The sequence below is a fragment of the Streptomyces sp. NPDC032822 genome (assembly GCF_055578825.1).
The window spans coordinates 591,833-609,724 of record NZ_JBVIOL010000001.1; the positions used below are offsets into that span (position 1 = coordinate 591,833).

The 17,892-nt window shown below is 70.1% G+C and carries 11 protein-coding genes and 2 tRNA genes; 10 read left to right on the top strand and 3 right to left on the bottom strand.

Features of this window, described 5'->3' with window-relative positions; translation table 11 throughout:
• From ACZ5VD_RS02910 to ACZ5VD_RS02920, 3 genes are read left to right on the top strand one after another with little or no spacing between them, the layout of a single operon-like run.
• Positions 1-1,425, top strand: a complete 1,425-nt coding sequence (locus ACZ5VD_RS02910; RefSeq protein ID WP_468680398.1) for a MinD/ParA family ATP-binding protein — start codon at positions 1-3, stop codon at positions 1,423-1,425.
• 53 nt (positions 1,426-1,478) lie between these two features.
• A complete protein-coding gene (gene eccCa, locus ACZ5VD_RS02915; protein ID WP_468550358.1) occupies positions 1,479-5,453 on the top strand; it encodes a type VII secretion protein EccCa in 3,975 nt (1,324 codons plus the stop codon).
• Positions 5,454-5,457: 4 nt separating this feature from the next.
• Positions 5,458-6,879: a DUF6177 family protein gene (locus ACZ5VD_RS02920; protein ID WP_468550357.1), complete on the top strand. Its 1,422-nt coding sequence runs from the start codon at positions 5,458-5,460 to the stop codon at positions 6,877-6,879.
• Between the two features lie 69 nt (positions 6,880-6,948).
• Here the strand turns inward: ACZ5VD_RS02920 and ACZ5VD_RS02925 are convergent, their stop codons facing one another.
• Entirely contained in the window at positions 6,949-8,139 is a 1,191-nt protein-coding gene (locus ACZ5VD_RS02925) for an acyltransferase family protein (RefSeq protein ID WP_468550356.1), read from the bottom strand.
• A gap of 486 nt (positions 8,140-8,625) precedes the next feature.
• Here ACZ5VD_RS02925 and ACZ5VD_RS02930 point away from each other — a divergent pair, with 486 nt between their 5' ends.
• A complete protein-coding gene (locus ACZ5VD_RS02930) occupies positions 8,626-8,820 on the top strand; it encodes a hypothetical protein (protein ID WP_030044846.1) in 195 nt (64 codons plus the stop codon).
• A 75-nt stretch (positions 8,821-8,895) separates the two neighbouring features.
• Here the strand turns inward: ACZ5VD_RS02930 and ACZ5VD_RS02935 are convergent.
• A tRNA-Gly gene (locus ACZ5VD_RS02935) sits at positions 8,896-8,969 on the bottom strand.
• Positions 8,970-9,099: 130 nt separating this feature from the next.
• Here ACZ5VD_RS02935 and ACZ5VD_RS02940 point away from each other — a divergent pair.
• The 5 genes from ACZ5VD_RS02940 to clpX all read left to right on the top strand — a co-directional run bounded on the left by ACZ5VD_RS02940 (position 9,100) and on the right by clpX (position 13,983).
• Positions 9,100-9,176, top strand: a tRNA-Pro gene (locus ACZ5VD_RS02940).
• 207 nt (positions 9,177-9,383) lie between these two features.
• Entirely contained in the window at positions 9,384-10,784 is a 1,401-nt protein-coding gene (gene tig / locus ACZ5VD_RS02945) for a trigger factor (protein ID WP_468550355.1), read from the top strand.
• Between the two features lie 391 nt (positions 10,785-11,175).
• Positions 11,176-11,781 (top strand): ATP-dependent Clp protease proteolytic subunit, encoded by a 606-nt coding sequence (locus ACZ5VD_RS02950; protein ID WP_468550611.1) that lies wholly within the window; start codon positions 11,176-11,178, stop codon positions 11,779-11,781.
• Between the two features lie 50 nt (positions 11,782-11,831).
• The gene (locus ACZ5VD_RS02955) at positions 11,832-12,512 is read left to right on the top strand and encodes an ATP-dependent Clp protease proteolytic subunit (protein ID WP_468550354.1); all 681 of its coding nucleotides are present in this window, start codon (positions 11,832-11,834) and stop codon (positions 12,510-12,512) included.
• A 184-nt stretch (positions 12,513-12,696) separates the two neighbouring features.
• On the top strand, positions 12,697-13,983 hold the full coding sequence (gene clpX / locus ACZ5VD_RS02960; RefSeq protein WP_468550353.1) for an ATP-dependent Clp protease ATP-binding subunit ClpX: 1,287 nt from the start codon (positions 12,697-12,699) through the stop codon (positions 13,981-13,983).
• Between the two features lie 96 nt (positions 13,984-14,079).
• Here the strand turns inward: clpX and ACZ5VD_RS02965 are convergent, their stop codons facing one another.
• Positions 14,080-15,057, bottom strand: a complete 978-nt coding sequence (locus ACZ5VD_RS02965; RefSeq protein ID WP_468550352.1) for a hypothetical protein — start codon at positions 15,055-15,057, stop codon at positions 14,080-14,082.
• Positions 15,058-15,193: 136 nt separating this feature from the next.
• On the opposite strand from ACZ5VD_RS02965, the gene ACZ5VD_RS02970 reads away from it, so the two are divergent.
• The gene (locus ACZ5VD_RS02970; RefSeq protein ID WP_468550351.1) at positions 15,194-17,845 is read left to right on the top strand and encodes a valine--tRNA ligase; all 2,652 of its coding nucleotides are present in this window, start codon (positions 15,194-15,196) and stop codon (positions 17,843-17,845) included.
• Positions 17,846-17,892: the final 47 nt, after the last annotated feature.

Consider the following 17,892-nt stretch of genomic DNA (forward strand, 5'->3'; position numbering starts at 1 on the left):
ATGTCGAGCGGGGACAACTGGCAGAGCGATGTGCTGCGCGACCTGAAGGGTGGCGCGGCCCAGCGGCGTGCCCCCCAACCGGGCGCGCAGCCACAGCAGGCCGCCCAGCAGGGGGAACAGCAGCCGGGCGCCCAGCCCCAGCAGCCGGGCGCGCCCGGGCCGAACGTCCCGCCGCACGGCCCGGCACCGGCGTACGGCTACCCGCAACAGGCCGACCCGGCCCAGCCGCAGCAGCCGTACGGCTACCCGCAGCAGGGCTATGGCTACCCGGCCCCGGGACAGCAGGGGCAGCACGGACAGCAGCAGCCGTACGCCCAGCCGCAGGCGCAGCAGCCACAACAGCCCCACCAGCCCTACGGCGACCAGGCCGCCGCCTACGCCCAGCCTCATCAGGCGCAGCCCCAGCCCCAGCAGGCGTACCCCGCCCAGGCGCAGCCCCAGCCCCAGGCGGCGGCCCCGCAGCAGGCCCACGCCCCCGCGCCCCGGGCCCGTTCCCCCCGCGCCACCCCCGACTCCCGCCCGGTCGTCGACAAGCGGATCGCCTCGGCCGGCCGGGGGCCGCGGCACGGGGAGTCGTTCAGTGCCCGCGCCCTGCGGGCCGTACGCCGGACCGTGTCCTCCTCGGCCGCGCGCGAGGTCGCCGAGACCACCGCGACCGCCGAGGTGCTCCAGCAGCCGGTCACCACCGGCCGGCAGATCGCGGTGACCTCGATTCGCGGCGGCTCCGGCAAGACGACGATCGCCGCCCTGCTCGGCACCACGTACGCCCACTACCGCCAGGACCCGACCCTCGTCATCGAGGCCGACCCGGCGCTCGGCTCGCTGCCGCTGCGGCTCGGCGCGGAGACCCTGCGCTGGACCACCGGTGACCTCGCCGATGTCGTCCAGCCGCAGATGTCGCTCCTCGAAGTGACCGGCTACCTGGTCCAACTTCCCGACAACGCCTGGCTGTTGCCCGGCAGTCAGGGGCAGGTCGGGGCCATGCTGGACACCAGGGCGTACGAGCGGGTCATGGTGTCGATGCGCCGCTACTTCGGGGTGACCGTCGTCGACTGCGAGACGATGCCCGCCGAGGTCGCCCGCACCGCGCTCTCCGCCGCCCAGGCCCGCATCCTCACCGTGCCCGCCACCCTGGAGGGCGTCGCCAGCACGCACGCCGTCCTGCAGTGGATGCGCGGACTGCCCCGGGACATCACCACCACGACGGTCGTCGTGCTCACCGAGACCGTGCCGCACGCCGGCGTCGATCTGGAGAAGGCCGCCGAGCAGTTGAAGGCGACCGGGGCCAGTGTCCGGATCCTGCCGTACGACCGGCACCTGGCGGCCGGGGGCACGATCCGCACCGACCTGCTCGCGCGGGACACCCGGGAGGCCGCCACCCGGCTGGCCGCGGAGGTCTTCCAGCTCTCCCAGAAGAGCCGCTGAGCCATTCCCCGCACGGAGGGAACCAGAAGCCCACTGAGGACGAGGCAAGGACGATGACCACCCGACTGATCCACCGGCCGGCCCGCACCACCCGGCCCCCGGCCTCCCCGGAGTCCCGCACCATTGAGGCGCCGCCCAACCTGCCCGACGGCAAGTCGGGTTCCATCGCGAGCTCGCTGCTGCCCGTCGCCGGTGTGATGTCGTCCGTCGTGATGATGACCGTCGTGCGCAACAGCCAGTTCGCCGGGCTGGGCGCGATCATCCTCGTGGTCACCATCGTCGGCTCCATGGCGATGCTCTTCTCCCAGCGGGGGAAGGCCCAGCGCACCCGCCGCACCCAGCGCGAGGCCTACCTCTCCTACCTGGAGGACACCCGGGAGGAACTGTCCAAGGAGGAGCGCGAGCGGCGCGAGAGCACGGGCGTCCTCAACCCGCCGCCGAACGCGCTCTACGACATCGTGCGCGACCCGGCCCGGCTGTGGGAGCGGCGCCGGATGGACGCCGACTTCCTGCGGGTCCGCGTCGGGACCGGCGAGATGCCCGTGCGGGACCTCAGGGTGGGCCAGCAGAGCTCCTCCGTGCTGACCCCGCCCGACCAGTTCATGCTGAACGAGGCGTCCGCGCTGGTGTCCCGCTTCACCGTCGGCACCGAACTCCCGCTCACCGTCCCGCTCGACCGGGTCGGCAACATCAGCGTCATCGGCAGCCGCGAGGACACCCTCCGCGTGGCCCGCGCCCTCCTCGTCCAGGCCGCCGCGACCCACGCGCCCGACGACGTGGCCATGGCGCTGGCCGCGCCCGGCGACCGGATCGGCGACTGGGAGTGGGCCAAGTGGCTGCCCCACCTGCTCGACACCGAGCAGTTCGACGGCCCCGTCGCCGCCCGCCGCATCGCTCCCTCGCTGCCCCAACTCGCCCGCCAGATCGGCCCCGAGCTGCGCCGCCGCGCCTCCTACGCGGCCGAGGTGCGCCGCGGCCTGTCCGGCAAGGACGCCCTGTCCATGACGTCCCGGCTGCTGGTCGTCGCGGACGGCCACGGCGACGACGCCGTCGACCTGCCCCGCCCGGACGACGCGGTCGGTCTGCGGGACATGAGCATCACCGTGCTGCACCTCCTCGACCAGCGGATCCAGGAGCCCGGCAGCGTGGGGGTGCGGATCACCGTCGACGGCGAGCGGATCCTCATCGAGGACCTGCGCATGCCGGAGCCGATCAGCGCCCACGGCACCGTCGACGAGATCGGCATCCCCTTCGCCGAGGGCCTCGCCCGGATGCTCGCCCCGCTGCGGCTGTCCGCCGAGTCGATGGTCGACGCACCCCTCACCGGCCCCGTCGACTTCGCCGAACTCCTCGGCATCGACGACGTCGCCGGCCTCGACCTGAACCGGATGTGGGCGCCCCGCGGCGAACGCGCCTTCCTGCGCGTCCCCATCGGCATCAGCGACTCCCACGAGCCCGTGCTGCTCGACCTCAAGGAGTCCTCCGAACTGGGCATGGGCCCGCACGGCCTGTGCGTCGGCGCCACCGGCTCCGGCAAGTCCGAACTGCTGCGCACCCTGGTCCTCGCCCTGGTCGCCACCCATCCGCCGGAGGACCTCGCCCTGGTCCTCGTCGACTACAAGGGCGGCGCCACCTTCGCCCCCTTCGCGGACCTTCCGCACGTCGCCGGCGTCATCACCAACCTGGAGAACCAGGCCGGCCTCGTCGAGCGCGTGCACGCCTCGCTGGCCGGCGAGGTCAAGCGCCGCCAGCAGGTCCTCAAGAACGCGGGCAACGTCGCCGACATCGGCCACTACGCCGCCCTGCGCGCGGACAAGCGCCCCGACCTGGACCCGCTGCCGCACCTCTTCGTGGTGATCGACGAGTTCGGTGAACTCCTCACCGCCAAGCCCGACTTCATCGACCTGTTCCTGTCCATCGGCCGCATCGGCCGCTCCATCGGCGTCCACCTGCTGCTCTCCAGCCAGCGCATCGAGGGCGGCAAGCTCAAGGGCCTGGACACCTATCTGTCGTACCGGCTCGGCCTGCGCACCTTCTCCGCCGACGAGTCCCGTACGGTCCTGGACACCACGGACGCCTTCCACCTGCCCCCGCTGCCAGGCTTCGGCTACCTCAAGGTCGACACCAGCCACTACGAGCGGTTCAAGGCCAGCTATGTCTCGGGCGCCTACAGCGGGCCCGTGCAGCGCGAGGAGGAGGACACCGGTCCGCTGGCCCTGGCGTACGAGGCGTACAACACCCTCGGCGACGACGGGAGTTCGGCGCCGGACGAGCCGAAGATGCGGCGCCGGGAGACCGGCCCCACCCAACTGGGCGTACTCATCGACCAGTTGGAGAACGCCGGCTCCCGCCCGGTCCGCCAGATCTGGCTGCCCCCGCTGCCCGCCGCCGTCCCCCTCGACAAGGTCGCCGGACCCGTGGAGGTCGGCCCGCGCGGCCTGCAGCTCGCCAAGCGGCGCGGCCCGCTCCAGGTGCCGCTGGGCATCATCGACGACCCCACCAAGCAGCAGCAGGGCCAGTGGTACCTGGACCTCACCCTGTCCGGCGGCCACGCGGCGATCATCGGCGGCCCGCAGTCCGGCAAGACCACCCTGCTGCGCTCCCTGGCCCTCTCGCTGGCCCTGACGCACACCCCGCAGGAGGTCGGCATCTACGGCCTCGACCTCGTCGGCGGCGGTCTGCAGGCCCTGGCGGGGCTGCCGCACGTCGGCGGGGTCGCCGGCCGCGCCGACCGCGAGCGCGCCGCCCGCACCATCGACTCCGTACGCGCCATGCTCGACCAGCGCGAGGAGCTCTTCCGCATCCACAACATCGACTCGCTGGAACAACTGCGCACCCTGCGCGCCGCGGGCCAGGTGCCCGAGCTGGCCTCCACCGAGATCGTGCTGCTCATCGACGGCTTCGGCGCCCTGCGCGACGACTTCGAGAACCTCGACGACTCGGTCATCGACATCCTCAAGCGCGGCGGCGGCTACGGCATCCACGTCGTCGCCGGCATGCTCCGCTGGAACGACGTGCGCATCGCCACCCAGTCCCAGTTCGGCACCCGGGTCGAGCTGCGCCTGAACGACCCCAGCGAGTCCAGCATCGAGCGCAAGCTCGCCCAGACCCTCGCACCGGAGGAGAAGGGCCGCGTCCTCACCGACGGCAAGCTGTTCGCCCAGGTCGCTCTGCCCCGCACCGACGGCCTCGCCGACACCGGCGACCTCGGCGCGGTCCTGGAGCGCACCGCCCGCCAGCTCCGCGCCACCTGGACCGGCGAGGTCGCCCAGCCGGTACGGGTGCTGCCGCACGTCCTGGAGCCGGAACTGCTGCCCGGCCCGGCGAGCGAGCCGCGCCGCGTCCCCGTCGGCCTGGACCAGACCCACCTGGCCCCGGTGCTGCTCGACCTGTTCCACCACGACCAGCACCTGATGATCATGGGCGACAGCGAGTGCGGCAAGACCAACCTGCTCAAGGTGGTCACCCAGGGGCTGATCGAGCGCTACAGCGAGGACGAGCTGGTCTTCGGCGTCTTCGACCCGCGGCGCGGACTGCGCGGCGCCATCCCGGAGGAGTACCGGGGCGGCTACGCCTACAACTCCAAGCTCGCCGCCGGCCTCGCCGCGGGCATCGCGGGCGAACTGGAGAAGCGGCTGCCCGACGAGAGCGCGGACAGCGAGGACCTGGAACCGGGCAGCTTCTCCGGACCGCGGATCGTGATCCTCGTCGACGACTACGACGTCCTCACCACCGCGGGACAGCAGCCGCTGGCACCCTTCGTGCCGTACATCCCCTCGGCGGTCGACATCGGCCTGCACTTCATCCTGACCCGCCGGGTCGCGGGCGCCTCCCGCGGCCTGTACGAGCCGATGTTCCAGGGCCTGCGCGAGTCCGGCTCCTCGGCGCTGGTGATGTCGGGCGACCGCAGCGAGGGCCAGCTCTTCCCCGGCGTGTACGCGAGCACCCAGCCGCCCGGCCGCGGTGTGCTCGTCCGCAGGGGCCAGCCGAGCCGGCTGATCCAGACCGTCTACGCGGGGACCAGGTGAATCCATGACGAAGGACGTCATCACCCTTACGAAGAAGATGCCCGACCCCCTCAGCGTGATCGCGGGGCTCCTGTCCGGCGGCCCGGACCGACTCGTCGGTTCCGAGGGCGAGGGCGCGGTGGTGCAGCTCTGCGACGAGCAGGGCCGCCCGCTCGTCTCCGTCGAGGCACCGCTGCTCGTGCAGGTCAGGGGCGAGGCGGAGCGGCTGCTCGGGGCCAGCGCGCCCGAGGTGCCGTACTGGTGGACCGAGGCCCGCGCCACGACCGGCGTGAAGGAGGCCGAGCAGCTCGCCGGCACCTTCGCCGCCCGGCTGGCCACCCTGGTCGGCGGCACCGCCTGGCCGCCCGAGGTCGCCTGGTCGCTGGCCGTCGTCAACACCGACGGGATGAGCGCGGCGCCGGTCCCGGCCGCCGCCCAGCCCGCGGTGGACGTCCTCACCGACAAGGTCGCCGTCGTCATCCAGGACCGTCCGGTGGTCGCGATGACCGCCTGGCTCGCGGACGCCTTCCGGGCCGCCGCCAACGCCGAACTCGGCCTCCAGATCGTCACCCCCGCCGGCACCCGCCTCTCCCCGGCGGTCCGCTCCAACCTGCCGGGCTGGCCCTCGCGCTGGGTCGTCCAGGACGAACGGGACGGCTACTACGACGGCCTGTCCGGAGCCGTCCTGGAGTGGAACAACGGCCTCTTCGTCACGGTCGTGCCCCCGGACGCGACCCGCGAGGACCCGCGCACCCCGGTCGCCGCCACCTTCCAGGAGGGCGGCCGGGACACCGGCGAACGCCAGCTGGCCATCTCCTTCCGCACCGTCCACCCGGCCGACGACCGCCTCGTGCTCGGCGGCGCCGTGGAGGCCGTGTGGCGGGAGATCACCGGCGAGGCGCCGGCCGGCTGGGGCACCGAGGAACCCGCCAACCTCCCGTGGTCGCTACGGCAGTTGACCGACGTGGCCTACGAGCGCGCGCCCGCCCCGACCTGGCTGGTCGTCGTCGGCACACCGGAGCGCCCGGGCATCGCGACCGTCCGCGTCACCCGGACCAAGGGCGGTGTCGAGGAGGACGTCACCATGGCGTTCGGCTACGGCCCCGGCGAGCAACTGCCCACGGAGGCCGTGCAGAGTGCCGCCGAGGTCCTCGCCACCCGGCACGACCTGCAGTCCATGCTGGTGCAGGTGCGCCGCGCCCGCCGGGACCTGTCCGTCCCGCCGTGCTTCGAGGGCCCCGGCGTGCCGTTCGCGTTCGTGCTGGGCGCCGAGGAGGTCCGCGAGATGCCCGGCGACCGGGCCCGCCGCACCCCGCTCGCCGAGTCCCCGCGCGAACTGGGCCCGAGGACCCGTCCGGCGCTGTACTACCCGCTGCCGGGCGACCCGTCGGACCTGTCGGGCTGGCAGGACTTCGAACGCCTGATGAGGCACCTCAAGGGCGCCTAGGGCCTCCCCGAGAACGACCGGGCCCCCCACCGCGCGGCGGTGGGGGGCCCGGTCACACACACGGTCGCCTCAGCTCACCGAGGCCTTCTCCCGCACGGGGGGCTTCTCGTGCTGCCCGCGTCCGCGGGCCACTTCGAGGGAGTCCCGCTTGAAGGCCCACTCCATCGACGGCTCCATCGAGAACCGGAAGACCCGGCGCACCGGAGCGGTGCACAGCAGGGTCACGACGGCGGCGGCACAGACGCTCACGAAGATCTCGCCGAGCGGCCGGTGCAGCCAGGGGTGCTCGAACCAGCCCCAGAAGTCGCCGCCCTTGATCAGGAAGCCGTGCAGCAGATAGCCGTACAGCGTGCCCGCGCCGAGCGTGGTGAACCACATCCGCCGCCCCGGCACCCAGGAGAAGAAGCAGGCCGTCAGCAGCAGCGAGCAGCCGAACAGGGCGAGGACCATGATCGGACCGGTCCACCAGGGCGCGCCCAACTCCTGCGCGGAGTCACGGTGGTAGAACCACCCGGTGGCCATCCGGGGTGCCGCCCACCAGCCGACCACCAGCGCCGTCGCGAACACCGGGACCGACAGGATCCGCACCGAACGCCGGCGCACCAGCCGGAAGTGCTCCTGCTTCAGGACCAGGCCGAGCACGAAGAACGGCAGGAACTGCAGCACCCGCTGAAGGTCCAGGTCGTCACCGATGTCCGAACTGAGGGACGCCAGCATCGCGATGGCCAGCGCCAGCGGCAGCGGCCACCGCACCACCTTCCAGATCGGCGTGGTCAGCCGCCAGACGAACAACGCGGCCAGGAACCAGGTCAGATACCAGGGATCCAGGAGGCTGATCTCCTGCTCCGGCGCGTGGTCGCCGTACCGCTTGAAGAGCGAGTAGGCGGTCTCGAAGAGGATGTACGGCACCGCGACGCCGGTGATCAGTCGTTGCAGCCGGTCCGCGCGCATGTCGAAACTGCGCGAGAAGAAGCCGGAGATGATGATGAACGCCGGCATGTGGAAGGCGTACACCACCGTGTACGCGCTTTCCAGGATCCGGCTGTCGCCCTTGAGCGGCTCCCAGGAGTGGCCGATCGCCACCAGCACGATCGCCAGGTACTTGGCGTTGTCGAAGAACGCGTCGCGCTGCTTGCCGGGCCGGCCGCCGGAAGCGGCGGGTCTGGTGTCCTGCGACGAGCGCGGGCTCGGCGCCCGGTTCTGGCCGTGCGGTCGCAGCGACCTCGCTGCGCTTGTGGGGGACGAGGCGGCGGGGAACATCTGAGGCACCCTAGCCTTGGCTGTGGGTTTTCGTAAAACTCTCCACGTCATTACTGGTTAATGCCTTCGAGTACCCGCCTTTCCCGGGAGTTGACGTCCTCATCCACGTGATGACCGACACAGGTCGCCGAGACCGTCTTGTCTGGATTCATGCCGACTAAGCAGGGCATAAGGCGGCTTTGAGGGGCCTTCCGTGGGGATGTCGGCGTGTCTGTGACGTCAATTCGCATTAGTTGCGAACGCGTTGTGCGGACAACGGAACGAACCCCTGAATTCCCTGTGCGGGTGCACGCTCGAATTGCTGTGCGGGTGCCCCTCGTCGGGCCGCCCGCGCACCCGTCCGCGTCCGCCGCGTGTGCCGAAGTCGCCAACGTTGTGTCACGCGGCGCATATGCGGCCCCCATTGGTGGCACGATGGTCCTGGCGGGGTGCGCACGGTCGCGTCCCCGGGCCGGGAGAGCGGACCGACCAAGGGTGTGATCAGTTGTGGCCATTTCACTGTCTGTGGTGCTGCTGTTGGCGATCATCCTGGTGGTGTTGATCCGCGGCGGCTCCCTGAAGGCGGGACCAGCCGTCGTCGCGGTCCTCTTCGGCTTCTTCCTCGCCTCGACCGGCATGGCCGACGACATCCAGCGCTTCCTGAACTCGATAGCCGAGACCATCAACTCGATCCAGTTCTAGGTACCCCGCGACCAGGTACCCCGCAGCACAAAGACCTCCGGCCCGATCCTCGAAGGACCGGGCCGGAGGCCTGTATGGAGCGGGCGACGGGAATCGAACCCGCGTAGCTAGTTTGGAAGACTAGGGCTCTACCATTGAGCTACGCCCGCACAGCACGCGCCGCAGGTCGGACGACCGCGGTACTGCAGGCATCGTAGCGGGTCCGGTGCGGTCGACGCACACCCGTTGAATCCGGCAACCTCGCTGCCTGCGGGCATGTACCCTACGTGTCGCACCAGACGGGGTGTGGCGCAGCTTGGTAGCGCGTCCGCTTTGGGAGCGGAAGGCCGTGGGTTCAAATCCCGCCACCCCGACCACGTACCGGCCACGGCCGGTCACCGCGCGCGATCCCCTTCGCGTGAGCGTCCGACGTGATCGCCTTTGGGGCGTGTCGCCGCTGCCGTTACTATGCAAGCTGCACGCCCGTGTGTCTCTCCTTCTGAAGTCCTCCGGGCGGCTAAGTCCGCCGGAGCCGGTCTGGCTCCGGCAGAAACCAAGATGTCAGCCCCCAAGGAGACCGAACCGTGAAGAGCGCCGTGGAGACCCTGAACCCGACCCGGGTTCGGCTCAGCATCGAGGTGCCCTTCGAGGAGCTCAAGGACAGCCTCGACGCGGCGTACAAGAAGATCAACCAGCAGGTCACGGTGAAGGGCTTCCGGAAGGGCAAGATCCCGGCGCGCGTCATCGACCAGCGGTTCGGCCGCGGTGCGGTGCTGGAGGAGGCGGTCAACGACGCGCTCCCGAAGTTCTACACCGAGGCCGTCAACGAGGCGGAGATCGACGTCCTGGGCCAGCCCGAGGTCGACATCACCGAGCTGAAGGACGGCGAGACGCTGAACTTCACCGCCGAGGTCGACGTCCGCCCCGCCATCGAGATCCCGGACTTCTCCGGCATCGAGGTCGAGGTCGACGCCGTCGAGGTCAGCGACGAGGACCTCGACAAGTCCGTCGAGCAGCTCCGTGAGCGCTTCGCCTCGACCTCCCCGGTCGAGCGTGCCGCCGAGGACGGCGATGTCGTCACCATCGACCTGGAGGCCAAGGTCGACGGCGAGATCCTGGAGGACGGCGTCGCCAGCGGCGTCTCCTACACGATCGGCTCCGGCGAACTGCTGGAAGGCATCGACGACGCCGTGAAGGGCCTGGAGGCCGGTGGCGAGACCACCTTCACCTCCGAGCTCAAGGGCGGCTCGGCGGCCGGCAAGGAGGCCGAGGTCACCGTCAAGGTCACCCAGGTCGCCGCCCGCGAACTGCCCGAGCTGGACGACGACTTCGCGCAGCTCGCCTCCGAGTTCGACACCCTCGACGAGCTGAAGGCCGACAGCCGCAAGCGCCTTGAGAACATGAAGCAGTACGACCAGGCCACGCAGGCCCAGGAGCGCGTCCTGGAGAAGCTGCTCGAACTGGTCGAGGTCCCGGTCCCCGAGAAGCTGCTCGAGGACGAGATCAACACCCGCAAGCACAACCTGGAGCACCACCAGCTCGGCCAGATGGGTCTCGACCTGGAGAAGTACCTGGAGATCCAGGGCAAGACGGCCGAGGAGTTCGACGCCGAGACCAAGGAAGCCGCGGTCAAGGGCATCAAGACGCAGTTCGTCCTCGACGAGCTCGTCAAGCAGGAGAAGCTCAACGTCAACCAGGAGGAGCTCACCGAGCACCTCATGCGGCGCGCGGCCTCCTCCAACATGTCGCCCGACCAGTTCGCGCAGGCGGTCGTCGAGGGCGGTCAGGTTCCGCTCCTCGTCGGCGAGGTCGCCCGCGGCAAGGCCCTGGCCGTCGTGGTCGAGAAGGCCACGGTCAAGGACACCAACGGCGAGGTCGTCGACCTGGACGACGACGAGGAGGAGACGGAGGCCGCCGAGGCCACCGCCGACTCCACCGAGGCCGTCGAGCAGGCCGCGGAGAAGAGCGAGAAGACCGAGGCCTGAGCCTCGCGTCACTCTCTGATGTGAACGGCAGGGCCCTGGGGCGTCACGCTCCGGGGCCCTTCTGTCACGCGTCGGGCGCAGCCGACCCAGGGGCGCGAGGCCGTATCGATATGCGGCTCCGCCGCAGGGGCGCGGGCAACCATCCCGACCCGCGCCCGCCCACCCGCGAGCACCACCACGGCGACCAGGCACCCGAGCCGCACGGACCCGCACCGGCTACGCCCCCGGCGAACACCCGCCTTCCCGGGATTCTCCGGAGGGACCCGCGCGTTAGGGTCCATGAGTACGGGGGCAGGGGTGTCGGCGGAACCGCCGGACGGCCCCCGGCAGGGAAACGCGAAGACGGCCCGGCGCCGTCGTAAGACGAGCAGGTGGATACGTGACGAATCTGATGCCCTCCGCCGCCGGCGAGCCTTCCATCGGTGGTGGCCTCGGCGACCAGGTCTACAACCGGCTGCTCAACGAGCGGATCATCTTCCTCGGCCAGCCGGTCGACGACGACATCGCGAACAAGATCACCGCACAGTTGCTGCTCCTTGCCGCAGACCCGGACAAGGACATCTACCTCTACATCAACAGCCCCGGCGGCTCGATCACGGCCGGCATGGCGATCTACGACACCATGCAGTACATCAAGAACGACGTGGTGACGATCGCCATGGGCCTCGCCGCCTCCATGGGTCAGTTCCTGCTCAGCGCGGGTACTCCTGGCAAGCGCTTCGCGCTGCCGAACGCCGAGATCCTGATCCACCAGCCGTCCGCCGGCCTGGCCGGCTCGGCCTCCGACATCAAGATCCACGCCGAGCGGCTGCTCCACACCAAGAAGCGCATGGCCGAGCTGACGTCCTTCCACACCGGCCAGACCATGGAGCAGATCACCCGCGACTCCGACCGGGACCGCTGGTTCGACGCCGACGAGGCCCGGGACTACGGCCTCATCGACGAGGTCATCACGACGGCCGCCAACATGCCGGGCGGCGGCGGCACCGGGGCCTGAGGCCCCCTGCAAGCCTCCAGCCGACCGCCTCAGCCCCTAGGAGAGAGACAGTGAACGACTTCCCCGGCAGCGGCCTGTACGAGCGCACGCGAGCCGAGTACACGGCCCCGGCCGCCGAGTCCCGGTATGTGATCCCGCGGTTCGTGGAGCGCACCTCGCAGGGTGTCCGCGAGTACGACCCGTACGCGAAGCTCTTCGAAGAGCGCGTGATCTTCCTGGGCGTCCAGATCGACGACGCCTCGGCCAACGACGTCATGGCCCAGCTGCTGTGCCTGGAGTCGATGGACCCCGACCGTGACATCTCGGTCTACATCAACAGCCCCGGCGGCTCCTTCACGGCGCTCACTGCGATCTACGACACCATGCAGTTCGTGAAGCCCGACGTCCAGACGGTCTGCATGGGCCAGGCGGCCTCGGCCGCCGCCATCCTGCTGGCCGCCGGTACGCCCGGCAAGCGCATGGCGCTCCCGAACGCCCGCGTGCTGATCCACCAGCCCTACAGCGAGACCGGCCGCGGTCAGGTCTCCGACCTGGAAATCGCCGCGAACGAGATCCTGCGGATGCGTGCCCAGCTGGAAGACCTGCTGGCCAAGCACTCCACCACGCCGATCGAGAAGATCCGCGAGGACATCGAGCGCGACAAGATCCTCACGGCCGATGACGCCCTGGCGTACGGCCTGATCGACCAGATCATCTCCACCCGGAAGATGAACAACGCGAGCGTGCGCTGACGGCGGACGCTGTATCGTCTGCCGCTCCTCGGCACGGTTCACCGTTGTGCACGACACAGCGCACGTCGAAGTGAACCGTGCCAAGGGGGGCCCGAACGGGGGGCTCGGCAAGGTACCGTCGGACATAAGGCAGCACCAGGAGCCGCTGGACCTAGGCGTCTCCCAGGCGAAGGGGAAGCACACCGTGGCACGCATCGGTGACGGCGGCGATCTGCTCAAGTGCTCGTTCTGCGGCAAGAGCCAGAAGCAGGTCAAGAAGCTCATCGCAGGGCCCGGTGTCTACATCTGCGACGAGTGCATCGACCTCTGCAACGAGATCATCGAGGAGGAGCTGGCCGAGACCAGCGAGGTTCGCTGGGAGGAACTCCCCAAGCCCCGCGAGATCTACGAGTTCCTAGAGGGCTACGTCGTGGGCCAGGAGCCGGCCAAGAAGGCCCTCTCGGTAGCGGTGTACAACCACTACAAGCGGGTCCAGGCGGGCGAGAACGGCGGCGGTCAGAACCGCGAGGACGCCATCGAGTTGGCGAAGTCCAACATCCTCCTGCTGGGCCCCACGGGCTCCGGCAAGACACTCCTCGCCCAGACCCTGGCGCGCATGCTGAACGTCCCGTTCGCCATCGCCGACGCGACGGCGCTGACGGAGGCCGGCTATGTCGGCGAGGACGTCGAGAACATCCTGCTCAAGCTGATCCAGGCGGCCGACTACGACGTCAAGAAGGCCGAGACCGGGATCATCTACATCGACGAGATCGACAAGGTCGCCCGTAAGAGCGAAAACCCGTCGATCACCCGCGATGTGAGCGGCGAGGGCGTGCAGCAGGCCCTGCTGAAGATCCTGGAGGGCACCACGGCCTCGGTCCCGCCCCAGGGCGGACGCAAGCACCCGCACCAGGAGTTCATCCAGATCGACACGACGAACGTGCTGTTCATCGTGGGTGGTGCCTTCGCGGGCCTGGAGAAACTCATCGAGTCCAGGGCCGGCGCCAAGGGCATCGGCTTCGGTGCCACGATCCGCTCCAAGCGCGAGATCGAGGCGAAGGACCAGTTCGAGGCCGTCATGCCCGAGGACCTGGTGAAGTTCGGGATGATCCCCGAGTTCATCGGCCGTCTCCCGGTCATCACCTCGGTCCACAACCTCGATCGCGAGGCCCTCCTCCAGATCCTGGTCGAGCCGCGCAACGCGCTCGTCAAGCAGTACGAGCGCCTCTTCGAACTCGACGGTGTGGAGCTGGACTTCGAGCGCGAGGCCCTCGAAGCCATCGCCGACCAGGCCATCCTGCGCCAGACCGGCGCCCGTGGCCTGCGCGCCATCATGGAGGAAGTCCTCCAGGGCGTGATGTACGAGATCCCGTCCCGCAAGGACGTGGCCCGGGTCGTCATCACGGCGGACGTCGTCCACTCGAACGTGAACCCGACGCTGATCCCGAGGGACGCGCGCGGCCGGGGACCGGGCGAGCAGAAGACGGCGTAGCGGCACGGAGCCGCGCACGCCGAACAGAGACACACACGCCGAGGGGCCCCGGTCAACTGACCGGGGCCCCTCGGCGGTTGAAGCGGACGGCGTGGGTCACGCCTTGACGCGGATCTCCTCGCGGACGCTCTTCGCCATGTCGATCGCGGCGTCCTTGGTGATGCTCTTGGTGTTGTCACCGGGGGAGACCATGGCGATCGTGCTGTAGTCGGACCAGACGCAGAACCAGTCGGTCGACTCCTTCTTGGTGAGGTTGTTGGTGCTCTTCGCCGACTGGCACTTCATGAGCGCCCCGTCGATGTCGGCCTCCTCGGGCTGCCCGACCAGCTCGGCCCTGCCACTGGTGGAGGAGTCGGAGGAACTGTCCGAGATCTCCTTGGTGATGGCGGCGAAGTACTTGTCCAGGGCGTCCTGCGGGTCCTTGATCTCGCCGTACCCGCCCAGCACCGTGACGCCCTTGGCGGTCAGCAGCTCGGACTGCTGCGGCAACGTGCTCGGGTCGTTCGGGTCGTACTTGCTGAAGTCGGCCGTCGAGTACTGCGCGGCGACGGTCTTGCCGTCCTTGATGCCGCTCGCCGTGAGGTACTTGGTGGTGTCCGAGTCGCTGCTCTCGCCGCCCTTGCCGACCCGGGAGTACTCGGAGAGCACGGTCGCCGGCGTGCTCAGCTTGTGCGCGCCGTCGTCCTCCAGGCCGCCACCGCCCGCGCCGACCACGAAGTACGCGCCCACGCCTATCGCGGCCACCACGGCGACGGCGGCGATGACGATGCCCGTCTTCTTCTTGCCGCCCCCGCCCGCCGGCGGCTGCGGCACCCCGTACGGGGCCTGGCCGTAGGGCGGCTGCGCGCCGTACGGAGGCTGGGGCTGGCCGTACGGCTGCTGCGGCGGTACGCCCTGCGGCGGCTGCGCCGGGTAGCCGTAGCCCGGCTGGGCGGGCGGCGGGGCCTGCTGGGGGTACCCGTAGCCGGGCTGGGCGGGCGGGCCCTGCGGCGGCTGGCCGTAGGGGCCCGGCTGACCGTACGGTCCAGGCTGCTGGGGCTGCCCGCCGTACGGGCCCGGCTGGTTGTAGCTCATTTCTGGGTTCCCCTCCAGATACTTATGTGTTCCCGACATCCTGGCGCAGCCACAGGTGACACACGGCATCGGGGGGCCCACCGTTACAGAACAAACGCGTTTCGGGACTGCCCGGTGACACCCCTAAACTGGGCCCGTGACCGAGAACGCTCAGCAGCAGCCATCAGCGCCCCACACCGAACTGCCGACCCAGTACGCGCCGGCCGACGTAGAGGGGCCGCTGTACGAGCGCTGGGTGGAGCGGGGTTACTTCGAGGCGGACGCGAAGAGCGGGAAGCCGCCGTACACGATCGTCATCCCGCCGCCGAACGTCACGGGAAGCCTGCACCTCGGGCACGCCTTCCAGCACACGCTCATGGACGCCCTGACGCGCCGCAAGCGCATGCAGGGCTACGAGGCGCTGTGGCTCCCGGGCATGGACCACGCGGGCATCGCCACCCAGAACGTCGTCGAGCGCGAGCTCGGCAAGGAGGGCAAGTCCCGCCACGACCTGGGCCGCGAGGCGTTCGTCGAGCGCGTCTGGCAGTGGAAGGAGGAGTACGGCGGCAAGATCCTCGGCCAGATGCGCCGGCTCGGCGACGGCGTCGACTGGAGCCGCGAGCGCTTCACCATGGACGAGGGCCTCTCGCAGGCCGTCCAGACCATCTTCAAGCGGCTCTACGACGACGAGTTGATCTACCGCGCCGAGCGCATCATCAACTGGTGTCCGCGCTGTCTCACCGCGATCTCCGACATCGAGGTCGAGTACCAGGACGACGACGGCGAGCTGGTCTCCATCAAGTACGGCGAGGGGGACGACACGCTGGTCGTCGCCACCACCCGGGCCGAGACGATGCTCGGTGACACCGCGGTCGCCGTCCACCCCGACGACGAGCGCTACCGGCACCTCATCGGCCGGCGCATCAAGCTGCCGCTGACCGACCGCACCATCCCGGTCGTCGCCGACACCCATGTCGACCCCGAGTTCGGCACCGGTGCCGTCAAGGTGACCCCGGCCCACGACCCGAACGACTTCGCGATCGGCCAGCGGCACGACCTGGAGTCGCTGACCGTCATGGACGAGCGGGGTGTCATCACCGTCCACGGCCCCTTCGAGGGCCTGGACCGCTTCGAGGCCCGCTCCGCGATCGTCGCCGCGCTGCGCGCCGAGGGCCGGATCGTCGCGGAGAAGCGCCCCTACGTCCACTCCGTCGGGCACTGCTCCCGCTGCAAGACGACGCTGGAACCCCGGCTGTCGATGCAGTGGTGGGTCAAGGTCGGCCCGCTGGCCCAGGCGGCCGGTGACGCCGTCCGTGACGGGCGCGTCGCCATCCACCCCGCGGACATGTCGAAGCGCTACTTCGACTGGGTCGACAACATGCACGACTGGTGCATCTCGCGTCAGCTGTGGTGGGGCCACCGCATCCCCGTCTGGTACGGCCCCGACGGCGAGGTCGTCTGTGTCGGCCCCGACGACGAGCCGCCGACCGGCGAGGGCTGGACCCAGGACCCCGACGTCCTGGACACCTGGTTCTCCTCCGGCCTGTGGCCCTTCTCGACGCTCGGCTGGCCCGAACAGACCGAGGATCTGCGGAAGTTCTACTCCACCGACGTCCTGCTCACCGGCCACGACATCATCTTCTTCTGGGTCGCCCGGATGATGATGTTCGGCCTGTACGCGATGGACGGCGAGGTCCCGTTCAAGACCATCACCCTGACCGGTCTGGTCCGTGACCAGTTCGGCAAGAAGATGTCCAAGTCCTCGGGCACCGCCGTGGATCCGCTGGAGTGGATGAACGCGTACGGCTCCGACGCCGTCCGCTTCACCCTCGCCCGCGGCGCCAACCCCGGTACGGACGTGCCGATCGGCGAGGACTGGGTCCAGGCGTCCCGGAACTTCGCCAACAAGATCTGGAACGCCACGCGCTTCGCGCTGATGAACGGCGCGACGATCGAGGGCCCCCTCCCGGACGCGTCCGAGATGACGGCCACGGACCGCTGGATCCTGTCCCGCCTGAACAAGACGCTGGCCGAAGTCGACGCGTTCTACGACGACTTCCAGTTCGCCAAGCTCTCCGACGCCCTCTACCACTTCGCGTGGGACGAGGTCTTCGACTGGTACGTCGAGCTGTCCAAGACGACGTTCATGGCGGGCGGCGAGCCGGCGAAGGTCTCCGGCCGCGTTCTCGGCGAGGTCCTCGACGTCACCCTCAAGCTGCTCCACCCGGTCGTCCCGTTCGTCACGGAGACCCTGTGGACCACGCTGACCGGTGGCGAGTCCCTCGTCGTCGCCGAGTGGCCCGCGGCCGTGTCCGTTCCTGGTGCCGTCGCGCCGGGCGGTTTCCGGGATCCGGGCGCGGAGCGGGAGATCGAGACGCTTCAGTCCGTCATCACGGAGGTCCGCCGCTTCCGCGCCGACCAGGGGCTGCAGCCGGGGCAGCGTGTCCCGGCCCGTCTCTCCCTGGACGGCACGGCACTGGCGCCCCACGAGGCCGCGATCCGTCAGCTGCTCCGTCTCCAGCCGGAGGGCGACGCCTTCACGGCGACGGCGACCCTGCCGGTCGCCGGTGCGGAGGTCGCCCTCGACCTCTCCGGCACGATCGACGTCCCGGCCGAGCGCAAGCGGCTCGCCAAGGATCTCGCCGCCGCGGAGAAGGAGAAGGCGCAGGCCGACGCGAAGCTCGGCAACGAGGCGTTCCTCGCGAAGGCTCCCGACCAGGTGGTCGAGAAGATCCGCGCGCGGCTCGCGAAGGCGGACGAGGACATCGCCCGCCTCGCCGCCCAACTGGACCGCCTGCCGACGGCCTGACCGTCTCTGGGGGCTGCCGCCCCCAGACCCCCGCTTCGGCCCTGAAG